This window comes from Ciceribacter sp. L1K23 (genome assembly GCF_018122705.1).
Lineage (GTDB): Bacteria > Pseudomonadota > Alphaproteobacteria > Rhizobiales > Rhizobiaceae > Allorhizobium.
Genome location: NZ_JAGRRC010000001.1, coordinates 2788435 through 2800471, shown reverse-complemented (window position 1 = coordinate 2800471; position 12037 = coordinate 2788435). Strand labels below are relative to the sequence as shown.

Sequence of the window (12037 nt, the reverse complement as noted above, 5' to 3'; positions counted from 1 at the left end):
GGCATGGTCAGGGCAGGATATCGTAACCTTCGGCGAAGCCGACGAGTTCGATCGGTATGCCGACGCGATCCTGATCGGCCGACTCGCGGAGCGCGAAGACCGCGCTTTTGCCGGCCCGAAGAATCTTCATCAACTCCTCGTCGATCTCCACTTCGACGTAGCAGCCTTCGGAGAAGCAGCGGGTGAAATAGGCGCGGCCGATGTTGTTGCCGTCGACATAGAGCTCCATTCCGTCCTTCAGCAGCACGCCGAGAGGCGCCAGGATGCGCAGGATCCGAGCCTTGCGGTCGGCTGTCTTCAGCACCACGACCGAAAGGCCGACCTCCGGACGATCCTCGGCGATGACGTTCTGCATCAGCGCGCACTGCTCGACGGTCGAGCCGGCAGGAGTATCGCAGATCACGGACCATGCACCATGGTTCGAGCGAATCGTCCCCGGCTGCGCTTGCTGAGCCGCGGCCGGCGCCAGGCCAAACGACGCGGCCAGGGCAATCGCGACGCCGCGCCGTGCCAATCCGGTCAAAAACATGGGAACCTCTGGAAAACGAATCATCGGCCGTATTCTTGTCGCCGGGGCGGCGCGTTGAAAAGCCCCGAGCCCCCTTTTCCAGCCGATCACGGCATAATTGGGACGTCGCCGGGATCGAATTTGGTGATTGTGAGTTGCGGGAGAGGCAATTTGACGCACTTGGCTGGGCCGGATTTGACCGATTGCAAGTTTGGCGAAGATGGGCCGCCGGCGGTATATTGCGATTGGAGCCAAACTATGATTTGAAACGACGAACCTAGCATGGAATTCGCGTTTCCATTTGATATGGATCAAACGCACGTGGGGAGTGAATTAAAGTGACGAACAGGGCCCTTGCAGCGTTTACCACGCTGATCTGTCTGTTTTTTGCATCCGGCGCGAATGCCGACCAGCCATACCCGTGGCAGATGGGTCTTCAGCCCGCCGCGACCGCGATCATGGAGCAGATTCGTTGGTTCGAACAGTATACGCTCTGGTTCATCGTACCGATCACGATCTTCGTGCTCGTGCTTTTGATCGTCGTGGTGATGCGCTTCCGCGCTGCGGCCAACCCGGTCCCGTCGAAGACGAGCCACAATACGATGATCGAGATCGTCTGGACCGTTGGCCCGGTTCTCGTTCTTCTGTTTTTCGCGATCCCGTCTTTTAACCTGCTGACCGCGCAGCTGACGATCCCGAGCAATCCGGACATCACGGTCAAGGCGACCGCCACCCAATGGCTCTGGAGCTACGAGTATGAAGGCGAAAATGCCGTTTCGTTCGACAGCTACCTGCTGAAGGACGAAGACCGCGCCGCGGCAGGCAAGGTTGATGTCGCAACCTATCCTCGGCTGCTGGCCGTGGACAATGAGCTGGTTCTGCCGGTCGGCAAGACTGTTCGTCTTCTTGTGACCGCAGCGCCCACCGACGTCATCCATGCGTTCGCCATGCCGTCCTTCGGCGTGAAGATCGACGCGGTTCCGGGTCGTCTGAACGAAACCTGGTTCAAGGCTGAGCGCGAGGGTCTCTTCTACGGCCAGTGTTCGGAGCTTTGCGGCAAGGACCATGCGTTCATGCCGATCGCGATCCGTATCGTGTCGGAAGACCAGTACAGCGCCTGGCTCCAGGCTGCCGCCGGCAACCTCGGTGAGGCCAACAAGGCCCTGATGGCCGCCGTGGACGGCACCGATGCGTCGGTGCAGGTCGCAGACAACGTTTCGAACTGAGGGAGTGAGGACAATGGCCGGACCTGTTGCCCACGACGAACACGCGCACCATGCGCATGACGATCACCATGATCACAAGCCGGGTTTCTTCACCCGTTGGTTCTTTTCCACGAACCACAAGGATATCGGGACTCTCTACCTGATCTTCGCAATCACCGCCGGCATCATCGGCGCGCTCCTGTCGATCGCGATGCGTGCGGAACTGCAGGACCCGGGTATCCAGATCTTCCACGGCCTGGCCGCCATGGTTTATGGCTTTGAGGGTGATGCTGCCATCGATGGCGGCAAGCACATGTACAACGTGTTCACCACGGCGCACGCGCTCGTCATGATCTTCTTCATGGTCATGCCCGCGCTGATCGGCGGTTTCGCCAACTGGATGATCCCGATCATGATCGGCGCGCCTGACATGGCTTTCCCGCGCCTGAACAACATCTCGTTCTGGCTCACCGTCCCGGCCTTCATCCTGCTGCTTCTGTCGATGTTCGTCGAAGGTCCGGCCGGCGCCTATGGTGTCGGTGGCGGCTGGACGCTTTATCCGCCCCTGGCGACCTCGGGTCAGCCGGGACCGGCGGTCGATCTCGCCATCTTCGCGCTTCACGTCGCGGGTGCCGCGTCGATCCTCGGTGCGATCAACTTCATCACGACGATCCTCAACATGCGCGCTCCGGGCATGACCATCCACAAGATGCCGCTGTTCGCATGGGCCGTTCTGGTCACCGCGTTCCTGCTGCTTCTGTCGCTTCCCGTGCTTGCCGGTGGCATCACGATGCTGCTCACCGACCGTAACTTCGGCACGGCATTCTTCTCGCCGGAAGGCGGTGGTGACCCGATCCTGTTCCAGCACCTGTTCTGGTTCTTCGGTCACCCGGAAGTGTACATCCTGATCCTGCCCGGCTTCGGCATCGTCAGCCACATCATCGCCACCTTCTCGAAGAAGCCGGTGTTCGGCTACCTCGGCATGGCCTACGCCATGGTCGCGATCGGCGCCGTCGGCTTCGTAGTGTGGGCGCACCATATGTACACCGTCGGCCTGTCGCTCGCCGCGCAGCGCTACTTCCTCTTCGCAACCATGGTGATCGCGGTTCCGACCGGCATCAAGATCTTCTCGTGGATCGCGACGATGTGGGGCGGCTCGCTGACCTTCCGCACTCCGATGGTCTGGGCGATCGGCTTCATCTTCCTGTTCACCGTCGGTGGTGTCACGGGCGTTCAGCTCGCCAACGCCGGTCTCGACCGCTCGCTGCACGACACCTACTACGTTGTGGCCCACTTCCATTACGTTCTGTCGCTGGGCGCCGTCTTCGCCATCTTTGCGGGCTGGTACTACTGGTTCCCGAAGATGACCGGCTACATGTACAACGAGTTCCTCGGCAAGCTGCACTTCTGGGTCATGTTCATCGGCGTGAACATGGTCTTCTTCCCGCAGCACTTCCTGGGGCTGGCCGGTATGCCGCGCCGCTACATCGACTACCCGGATGCCTTCGCCGGCTGGAACTACGTGTCCTCGATCGGCTCCTATATCTCGGGTGTCGGCGTGTTGATCTTCCTCGCCTGCGTCTTCGAGGCCTTTGCCAAGAAGCGTGTCGCCGGCGACAATCCGTGGGGCGAAGGTGCGACCACGCTGGAATGGCAGCTGTCATCGCCGCCGCCGTTCCACCAGTGGGAACAGCTTCCCCGGATCAAGTAAGACCGAATAAGCCGCCGCCGCACTCTTTACGAGATGCGGCGGCGTCCTCCGGCAAAGCGTATTGGAATTCTGAATGACGGTCATCGACGATTGCGAAGTGCTGGGCGGACAGGGCGATCTGCGCCTGTCGGAAGCCGGTGCGCGAGATTTCATCGAGCTTCTCAAGCCGAGGGTCATGTCGCTGGTCGTGTTTACCGCGTTCGCGGGCCTCGTTCTCGCGCCTGGCAGCCTCCATCCGGTTTTGGCGGCGATTGCGATCGTCTGCATCGCGGTTGGCGCAGGTGCATCCGGCGCGCTCAATATGTGGTACGATGCCGATATCGATGCGGTGATGACCCGTACCGCGCGTCGCCCGATCCCCGCGGGTCGCATCGAGCCGCGTGAGGCGCTCGCATTCGGCTTGATCCTCTCGGGTTTTTCCGTTGCCATCCTCGGTCTGGCGGTTAACTGGATCTCGGCCGGACTGCTCGCCTTCACCATCTTTTTCTACGCCGTCGTCTACTCGATGTGGCTGAAGCGTTCCACGTCGCAGAATATCGTCATCGGCGGTGCGGCAGGCGCTTTCCCGCCAATGATCGGCTGGGCCTGCGTTACGGGCGGCGTGTCGATCGACAGCATCGTCCTGTTCCTCATCATCTTCTTCTGGACACCCGCGCATTTCTGGGCGCTCGCCCTGTTCAAGATGCGCGACTATGGCGCCGTCGGCGTTCCTATGCTGCCAAACGTCGCCGGTGAGGCTGCGACGAAGACGCAGATATTCATCTACGCCGTCTTGACGGCCGCCCTCGCGGTGGTTCCTTCCTTTACCGGGCTTTCGAGCATCGGCTATGGTATTTTTGCTGCGGCGCTTGGTGTCGGTCTCGTGCTCTGTTCCATCGCCGTCTGGCGGATGCCGGACGGCGACGAGAAGATGATCCCGGCAAAGAAGCTGTTCGGCTTCTCGATCCTCTATCTCTTCGCAATCTTCTCCGGCCTTCTGGTCGATCACTACGTCGTGTCGCTCATCGCGATGCTCGGAGGTGCATGATGGAAACCGTTGAACTCAATGAACGTCAGAAGAAGTCCCGTCGCGGGCGCAACATCGCGCTCGGCATCGTGCTTGGGGCTCTGGTCGTAGCGTTCTATCTCATCACGCTGGTCAAGATCGGCAACATGGGACAGTGAGGCAAAAAATGACCGATGCTCCCGCGAATACAGCAAAGCAAAAACGCAGCAACACCACGGTGATGCTGTGCTGCGTGGCGTTCGTTGGCGGCATGGTCGGAATGAGCTATGCAGCGGTTCCGCTTTACCGGCTGTTCTGTCAGGTGACGGGCTATAATGGCACGACGCAGCGGGTCGAGCAGGCATCGGGCGTGATCCTCGACAAGACCATCAAGGTCACCTTTGATGCGAATGTATCCAACGGCCTGAACTGGGAGTTCAAGCCGGTCCAGCGGTCGATCGAGCCGCGGATCGGCGAGACGGTGGAAGTGATGTACACAGCCACCAACAAATCCAGCGAACCGGTGACGGGGCAGGCGATCTTCAACGTCACGCCGATGGAAGCCGCCGCCTACTTCAACAAGATTCAGTGCTTCTGTTTCACCGAGACGACGTTGCAGCCGGGCGAGACGATGGAGATGCCGGTCCTGTTCTTCGTGGATCCCGATATCGCATCGACTCCGGAAACCAAGAGCATAGGGACGATAACGCTGTCCTATACATTCTATCCGCATGAAACGGAGAAGCCGGTAGCTGCCTTGCCGGTGGACCAGGCCGGTGATACCGGAAAACTTTAAATGAGATGGGGCCCGGCTTGCCGGGTCTGGAGAGAGACACTTCGGGGATTGCTGACATGGCCGACGCGCATCAGAAAAATCACGACTACCACATTATCGACCCGAGCCCCTGGCCGCTGCTTGGCTCGCTTGGCGCCTTCCTTTTGACCTTCGGTGGCGTCGGCTACATGCGCTACCTTCATGGCGGGTCATTCAAGCTGTTCGGCCTGGAAATGGCCAACCCGTGGGTGTTCTTCATCGGCCTCGCTCTGGTGCTCTACACCATGATCGGCTGGTGGACGGATACGGTGAAGGAAGCCCATGAAGGCGCCCATACCCGTGTCGTGTCGCTGCACCTGCGCTACGGCATGATCATGTTCATCGCGTCGGAAGTGATGTTCTTCGCGGCCTGGTTCTGGGCTTTCTTCGATGCGAGCATCTATGCCAACGAAGCCATCCAGGCGAGCCGCGTCGAGTTTACCGGCGGTCAGTGGCCGCCCGTCGGTATCGAGGTTCTCGATCCCTGGCATCTGCCCCTCTACAACACGGTCATCCTGCTTCTGTCCGGCACGACCGTTACCTGGGCGCACCATGCGCTGCTGCATAACGACCGCAAGGGCCTCGTCTATGGCCTCGTTCTGACGGTGCTCCTTGGTGTCCTGTTCTCGTTCGTTCAGATCTACGAATACATGCACGCCCCGTTCGATTTCAAAAACTCGATCTACGGCGCCACCTTCTTCATGGCCACGGGCTTCCACGGCTTCCACGTGTTCGTCGGTACCGTCTGCCTTCTGGTTTGCCTCTTCCGCGCACTCGCCGGCCACTTTACGCCGACGCAGCACTTCGGTTTCGAAGCGTCGGCCTGGTACTGGCACTTCGTCGACGTGGTCTGGCTGTTCCTCTTCTTCTCCATTTACATCTGGGGTGGTTGGGGTGCTCCGCTCGCCCACTGAGGCACGGATAACGAAACAGAAAGCGGCGCCTGCGGGCGCCGTTTCCATTTCCGTCGCTCTGACGGGATCGGAACATGCTGTCGCATTTGCGGTTTGGCTGGCGGAGCGTATAACCGTTACGGCAAACGCCAAGCGCTCCTCGGGAGCCGGATACGGATAGAAGATATGCATGACGACAACGCACATTTCGCACCGGTCGACCCGGTCCGCGCCGGGCTCTCGGCGAGCTGCCCCCGCTGCGGCAACGGCAAGCTCTTCGACGGTCTCACGAAGTTGAAGCCGCGTTGCGCCAATTGCGGCCTCGACTATTCCTTCATCGATTCAGGCGACGGCCCAGCGATCTTCGTCATTCTTCTCGCTGACCTGCTTGTCGTCGGTCTCGCGGTCTGGACGGAGCTGACCTTCCAGCCGCCTGTGTGGGTGCATTTCGTCGTGTTCGGACCGCTGGCGATCATCGTTTCGCTCTGGCTTCTACGGACCATCAAGGCATTGCTGGTGGCGATGCAGTACAAACACAACGCGAGCCAAGGAACGATCGATCGTGGATGATGCTGTCGAAGGGCAGGCGAGCCGGCGCCCGCGTTTGCGCCTCTGGCTGGCCGTTATCCTGCTCCCGCTCGCGATGGCGATCCTACTGTCGCTCGGCACGTGGCAGGTGCAGCGCCTGCACTGGAAGGAGAGGCTGGTTGCCGATATCGAGGCGCGGCGAACCGCGCCGCCGGTCGATGTCACCGAGATAGAGCGTCTTGTCGCTGCGGGCGAGGATATCGATTACAGGGCGATGCTGGCATCCGGCCTTTTCCTGCATGATCGGGAGCGGCATTTTCTCGCCACATACAATGGCCAAGCCGGCTATTACGTCTATACGCCGCTGCAACTTGCTGACGGCCGCTATCTGTTCGTCAATCGCGGTTTCGTGCCGTATGACAACAAGCCTCCCGAAACCCGCGAGGCTGGCCTGGTTGGGGGGGAGCAAAGGATTGCCGGGCTGGCACGCAGCCGCCTCGCGGAAAAACCTGGTTTCCTCGTGCCTGATAACGACCCGGCAAAGAACATCTTCTACTGGAAGGATCTGGGGCAGATGGCCGTATCGGTCGGCCTCTCCGAGGAGAGCGTCCTGCCGTTTTTCCTGGATGCCGACGATACGCCGGTTCCGGGCGGCCTGCCGATCGGGGGCGTGACGCAGATCGACCTGCCCAACAATCATCTCCAATACGCGATCACCTGGTACGGGCTTGCCTTCGCGCTGGCACTCGTGGCTACGGTCTCTTTCGTCCGGCGCCGAAAGCATGACGTTTGATTTGAGAATAATGGGGGAATTTCATGGATATCGTTGCAGCCATTCTGGTGGCACTTATAGCGCTTGAGCACGTCTACATTCTCGTTCTCGAGATGTTTCTCTGGACCAAGCCGGCCGGCTTGAAAGCGTTCGGCATGAAGCCGCTCCAGGCCGAGGCGACACGCACGCTTGCAGCCAACCAGGGGCTATATAACGGCTTCCTCGCCGCCGGTCTCTTCTGGTCGCTCCTTCATCCGTCGCCGGATTTCGCATTTCAGCTCAAGCTGTTTTTTCTTGGATGTGTCGTGGTTGCGGGCCTATATGGAAGCGCGACGGCATCGAGGAAGATCCTCTACATCCAGGCTCTCCCAGCGTTTGTCGCCCTTCTTTCCGTGCTGCTGGCAGGCCTTTGATGAATGTGAACGTAACACGACCGAAACTGACGATCCGTCTCTGCGGCCCTCGCGGGTTTTGCGCCGGCGTCGACCGCGCAATCCAGATCGTCGTTCTCGCGCTCAAGGGATATGGGGCGCCTGTCTATGTCCGTCACGAAATCGTCCACAATCGCTATGTCGTCGAGGGGCTGGAGGCCAAGGGTGCGATCTTCGTCGAGGAACTCGACGAGATCCCCGAGGAGCATCGCAACCAGCCGGTCGTGTTTTCCGCCCACGGCGTGCCGAAATCGGTGCCGGAAGATGCCAAGGCGCGGAATCTGTTTTATCTCGACGCCACCTGTCCGCTGGTCTCCAAGGTCCACAAGCAGGCCATGCGCCACCAGCGTCTTGGCCGCCATGTCGTCCTGATCGGCCATGCCGGGCATCCGGAGGTGATCGGCACCATGGGGCAGTTGCCGGAAGGTACCGTCTCGCTCGTCGAGACCGTTGAGGATGCGGATGTCTATGAACCCGTCGATCCCGACAATCTCGGTTTTGTTACGCAAACGACGCTCTCCGTCGATGACACGGCAGGCGTCATAGCAAGGCTGCAGGAGCGGTTTCCGAACCTGCAGGCGCCGTCCGCCGACAGCATTTGTTACGCCACCACCAACCGCCAGGAGGCGGTGAAGCAGGCGGCGCCCGGCTGCGATCTGTTCCTGATCGTCGGAGCGCCGAACTCCTCCAACTCGAAGCGCCTCGTCGAGGTCGCCTTGCGGGCCGGCGCGAAGCAGTCGCTTCTCGTCCAGCGCGCCGCCGAGATCGATTGGGATGCGATTGGCACGGTTGCCACGCTCGGCCTTTCCGCCGGCGCCTCTGCGCCCGAGGTGATCGTCAACGAGATCATCGAAGCCTTCAAGGCGCGCTATGATTCCACCATCGAACTGGCCGAGTTCTCGATCGAGAACGAGCACTTCCTCGTGAACCGCGAACTGCGAGATCTGGAACTGACTCACGAAGACATGGCCTGGGTGAACGGGTGATTTTGTCTCCGGCCTAATCTGGATTGAAACGATACACACTTATGTGTATAGATGTGGAATGAAGAGTTCTGCCGTGATCTCTGCATTAAAGGCCGATGGCTGGTACGAGGTGGCGACCAGAGGCAGCCATGTCCAGTTCAAGCATGCTTCCAAGCTAGGACGGGTAACGGTGCCACATCCGAAGCGAGACATACCGATCGGCACGCTCCGCAGTATCGAGAAACAGTCCGGACTTAAGCTGAGGTGAGCAAATGCGAAACTATATCGGGCTGATCCGCAAGGAAGCCGACAGTGACTATGGCGTATCCTTTCCCGATTTCCCGGGCGTCGTGACGGCGGGTACAGATCTCGACGATGCGCGCCGCATGGCGGAAGAGGCCCTTGGCCTTCATGTCGATGGAATGATCGAGGATGGCGAGGCCATTCCTGAACCGTCCTCTCTTGAGGCAGTTATGGCGGATCCTGTCCATAAAGACGCGGTTGCCGTGCTGATTTCGTTGAAGACGGAAGCGAAGAAAGCCGTTCGGCTGAATATCACCCTCCCTGAGGATGTCCTGAAGCAGATCGATGCCTACGCGGAAGCGAATGGGCTGACCCGATCTGGCTTCCTGGCGCAGGCAGCCATACGTCAGGTCCGGAACGACGAGAATGATGGGAATGGCCGCGGGTACGCGCGTTCTGCGTAGACCTATCACGCGGCGTCTTTCGTGAACCCCAATCCATTTCCTGTGCCTCTTGTCGCTGAAAGGCTGGCACTCATCCATCCCCGTGTGTATGGCTTCAGCTATTATACCGGCGGCAGGAAACGGACAGCGGGAATTTCGATCACGTGGCAGTTTACACCGACATCACCGAAACCGATCTCAAGGCCTTTCTGGCGGAGTATGACACTGGCGATCTCTTGTCCTACAAGGGCATCGCCGAAGGCGTCGAGAACTCGAATTTCCTGCTGCACACGACCAAGGGACCACTCATCCTGACGCTTTACGAAAAGCGTGTAGAGAAGAACGATCTGCCATTTTTTCTCGGGTTGATGCACCATCTCGCCGATCGCGGCCTGAACTGCCCGCTGCCCTTGCCGCGCCATGACGGGCAGTTGCTGGGCGAGCTCTCCGGCCGTCCGGCGGCGCTGATCTCTTTCCTCGAAGGCATGTGGCTCAGAAAGCCGGAGGCAAGGCACTGCCGCGAGGTCGGCATTGCGCTGGCCAAAATGCATGTCGCCGGCGAGGGCTTCCCTCTGACACGGCCAAACGCCCTCTCGCTTGACGGCTGGAAAAGCTTGTGGGCGAAATCGAGGGATCGGGCCGACGAGGTTGAGCAGGGGCTGGAAGAGGAGATCGGCGCAGAGATCGCCTTCCTGGCAGCGAAATGGCCGCGGGATCTGCCGGCCGGGGTGATCCATGCCGATCTGTTCCCGGACAACGTCTTCTTCCTGGGCGACGATCTTTCTGGTCTCATCGACTTCTATTTCGCCTGCAACGACTTCCTCGTCTATGACCTGTCGATCTGCATCAATGCCTGGTGCTTCGAAAAGGATGGCGCCTACAACATCACCAAAGGCATGGCGATGATCGAGGGTTACCAATCGGTCCGACCTTTGTCTGAGGCGGAAGTCACGGCCCTTCCCATCCTGTCGCGCGGATCGGCGCTTCGGTTCTTCCTCACGCGCCTCTATGACTGGCTGACGACGCCGGCGGGCGCATTGGTCGTGAAGAAGGACCCGCTCGAATATCTCCGGAAACTCCGCTTTCATCGCCAGATTGCCTCGAGCGCAGAATACGGACTGACATCATGAAGCACGTCGATATCTTCACCGATGGAGCATGCTCGGGCAATCCCGGCCCTGGCGGCTGGGGTGCGGTGCTGCGTTATGGCGAGGTCGAAAAGGAACTCTCCGGCGGCGAGGCGCAGACCACCAACAACCGCATGGAGCTGCTCGCCACCATCACCGCGCTGAATGCGCTGAAGGACGCTTGCGAGGTCGATCTTTATACAGACAGCAAGTATGTAATGGACGGCATCTCCAAGTGGATCTTCGGATGGAAGAAGAACGGCTGGAAAACCGCCGACAAGAAGCCGGTCAAGAATGGCGAACTCTGGCAGGCTTTGGACGCCGCCAACCAGCGCCACAAGGTCAAGTGGCACTGGGTCAAGGGCCATGCCGGTCATCCGGAAAACGAGCGGGCTGACGAGCTTGCCCGCAAGGGCATGGAACCGTTCAAGAAACCCAATCTCGGCCGGGCTCTGCTCCAGGGCAAATAGTGCTTGTCGTCATGCCGCCCATTTGGCGCCTTGCCATCCTGATCTTTCTCCCTATCCTGCCGCCAACAACAAGGCGAGGGAGACATCCATGATTCAGCATTGCGTATTCCTGCGGTTCAAAGCCGCCGTGTCCGACGCCGAGAAACAGTCGTTATACGATGGCATCGCGGCCTTGCGGGACGATATCCCCGGCATTGTCGACTTCCGCTACGGCGCCAACGTCTCGCCCGAGGGATTGAGTAGCGGCTACGACGATGGGTTCATCGTGACATTTGAGGACGCAAAGGTCCGCGACTATTATCTGACGCATCCGAAACATCAGGCTGTCGGCGATCGCATCGTAAGCGCCACCGATGGCGGACTGTCGGGTATTCTGGTCTTCGACATGGAACTATAAAAAAGGCGGCGGATTTTCCGCCGCCGCAACTTCTTTTGTCTCTGGCTCCTACTTGGCGAGCTGCTCAAGCATCGCGGCAGCGGCCGAAACGGTCGCCTGACCAGGGCTGTCCTCGATCGACAGCGACGTCACGACGCCATCGTCGACCAGCATGGAATAACGCTTGGAGCGGACGCCGAGCCCACCCGCGGACAGATCGATATCCAGGCCGATGGCCTTCGTGAACGTTCCGTTTCCGTCGGCGAGGAAATGGATCTTGCCCATACCGCCCGAGTGCTGAGACCACGCGCCCATGACATGAACGTCGTTGACGGACACGACCGCGATGTCGTCCACGCCGCGCGCCAGGATCGCGTCGCGGTTTTCGAGATAGCCAGGCAGGTGGTTGAGAGAGCAGGTCGGCGTGAAGGCGCCGGGTACGGCGAAGAGCACGACGCGCTTGCCCTTGAAGAGCTGTTCGGTCGTGACATCGACCGTACCGTCCGCTGTCTTCTCCTTGAATGTGGCTTCCGGCAGCCGATCGCCTATTGCAATGGTCATATGTG

Annotated in this window: 17 protein-coding genes; 15 read left to right on the top strand and 2 right to left on the bottom strand. The window is 59.9% G+C overall.

Annotated elements, in window-relative coordinates:
• Positions 1–7: 7 nt before the first annotated feature.
• A complete protein-coding gene (locus J5J10_RS13530; RefSeq protein WP_211930277.1) occupies positions 8–529 on the bottom strand; it encodes an invasion associated locus B family protein in 522 nt (173 codons plus the stop codon).
• 317 nt (positions 530–846) lie between these two features.
• Here J5J10_RS13530 and coxB point away from each other — a divergent pair, with 317 nt between their 5' ends.
• The 15 genes from coxB to J5J10_RS13455 all read left to right on the top strand — a co-directional run bounded on the left by coxB (position 847) and on the right by J5J10_RS13455 (position 11492).
• Positions 847–1734, top strand: a complete 888-nt coding sequence (gene coxB / locus J5J10_RS13525) for a cytochrome c oxidase subunit II (protein ID WP_211930276.1) — start codon at positions 847–849, stop codon at positions 1732–1734.
• A 13-nt stretch (positions 1735–1747) separates the two neighbouring features.
• A complete protein-coding gene (gene ctaD, locus J5J10_RS13520) occupies positions 1748–3424 on the top strand; it encodes a cytochrome c oxidase subunit I (protein WP_211930275.1) in 1677 nt (558 codons plus the stop codon).
• Positions 3425–3497: 73 nt separating this feature from the next.
• Positions 3498–4451, top strand: a complete 954-nt coding sequence (locus tag J5J10_RS13515; RefSeq protein ID WP_208548635.1) for a heme o synthase — start codon at positions 3498–3500, stop codon at positions 4449–4451.
• A complete protein-coding gene (locus J5J10_RS13510) occupies positions 4451–4588 on the top strand; it encodes a hypothetical protein (RefSeq protein ID WP_208548636.1) in 138 nt (45 codons plus the stop codon). The genes J5J10_RS13515 and J5J10_RS13510 overlap by 1 nt, the downstream gene beginning before the upstream one ends.
• An 8-nt stretch (positions 4589–4596) precedes the next feature.
• The gene (locus tag J5J10_RS13505) at positions 4597–5205 is read left to right on the top strand and encodes a cytochrome c oxidase assembly protein (protein ID WP_211930274.1); all 609 of its coding nucleotides are present in this window, start codon (positions 4597–4599) and stop codon (positions 5203–5205) included.
• Positions 5206–5261: 56 nt separating this feature from the next.
• On the top strand, positions 5262–6137 hold the full coding sequence (locus J5J10_RS13500; RefSeq protein WP_211930273.1) for a cytochrome c oxidase subunit 3: 876 nt from the start codon (positions 5262–5264) through the stop codon (positions 6135–6137).
• A 165-nt stretch (positions 6138–6302) separates the two neighbouring features.
• On the top strand, positions 6303–6686 hold the full coding sequence (locus J5J10_RS13495) for a DUF983 domain-containing protein (RefSeq protein ID WP_211930272.1): 384 nt from the start codon (positions 6303–6305) through the stop codon (positions 6684–6686).
• Positions 6679–7437: an SURF1 family protein gene (locus J5J10_RS13490; protein WP_349252068.1), complete on the top strand. Its 759-nt coding sequence runs from the start codon at positions 6679–6681 to the stop codon at positions 7435–7437. Before J5J10_RS13495 ends, J5J10_RS13490 begins: the two co-directional genes overlap by 8 nt.
• A gap of 23 nt (positions 7438–7460) precedes the next feature.
• Complete coding sequence (locus J5J10_RS13485) at positions 7461–7829, top strand: DUF1304 domain-containing protein (RefSeq protein WP_211930271.1); 369 nt, start codon at positions 7461–7463, stop codon at positions 7827–7829.
• Complete coding sequence (gene ispH / locus J5J10_RS13480; RefSeq protein WP_211930270.1) at positions 7829–8833, top strand: 4-hydroxy-3-methylbut-2-enyl diphosphate reductase; 1005 nt, start codon at positions 7829–7831, stop codon at positions 8831–8833. Before J5J10_RS13485 ends, ispH begins: the two co-directional genes overlap by 1 nt.
• Before the next feature lie 58 nt (positions 8834–8891).
• Complete coding sequence (locus J5J10_RS13475; protein ID WP_211930269.1) at positions 8892–9080, top strand: type II toxin-antitoxin system HicA family toxin; 189 nt, start codon at positions 8892–8894, stop codon at positions 9078–9080.
• Positions 9081–9084: 4 nt separating this feature from the next.
• On the top strand, positions 9085–9519 hold the full coding sequence (locus J5J10_RS13470; RefSeq protein WP_211930268.1) for a type II toxin-antitoxin system HicB family antitoxin: 435 nt from the start codon (positions 9085–9087) through the stop codon (positions 9517–9519).
• A 143-nt stretch (positions 9520–9662) separates the two neighbouring features.
• On the top strand, positions 9663–10628 hold the full coding sequence (locus J5J10_RS13465; RefSeq protein ID WP_211930267.1) for a homoserine kinase: 966 nt from the start codon (positions 9663–9665) through the stop codon (positions 10626–10628).
• Positions 10625–11095: a ribonuclease HI gene (gene rnhA / locus J5J10_RS13460; protein WP_208548645.1), complete on the top strand. Its 471-nt coding sequence runs from the start codon at positions 10625–10627 to the stop codon at positions 11093–11095. Before J5J10_RS13465 ends, rnhA begins: the two co-directional genes overlap by 4 nt.
• An 88-nt stretch (positions 11096–11183) precedes the next feature.
• Positions 11184–11492: a Dabb family protein gene (locus tag J5J10_RS13455; protein ID WP_211930266.1), complete on the top strand. Its 309-nt coding sequence runs from the start codon at positions 11184–11186 to the stop codon at positions 11490–11492.
• A 48-nt stretch (positions 11493–11540) separates the two neighbouring features.
• On the opposite strand, the gene J5J10_RS13450 is transcribed toward J5J10_RS13455, so the two are convergent.
• Positions 11541–12032 carry a peroxiredoxin gene (locus J5J10_RS13450; RefSeq protein WP_208548647.1) on the bottom strand — a complete coding sequence of 164 codons (492 nt, stop codon included), beginning with the start codon at positions 12030–12032 and terminating at the stop codon, positions 11541–11543.
• Positions 12033–12037 lie beyond the last annotated feature (5 nt).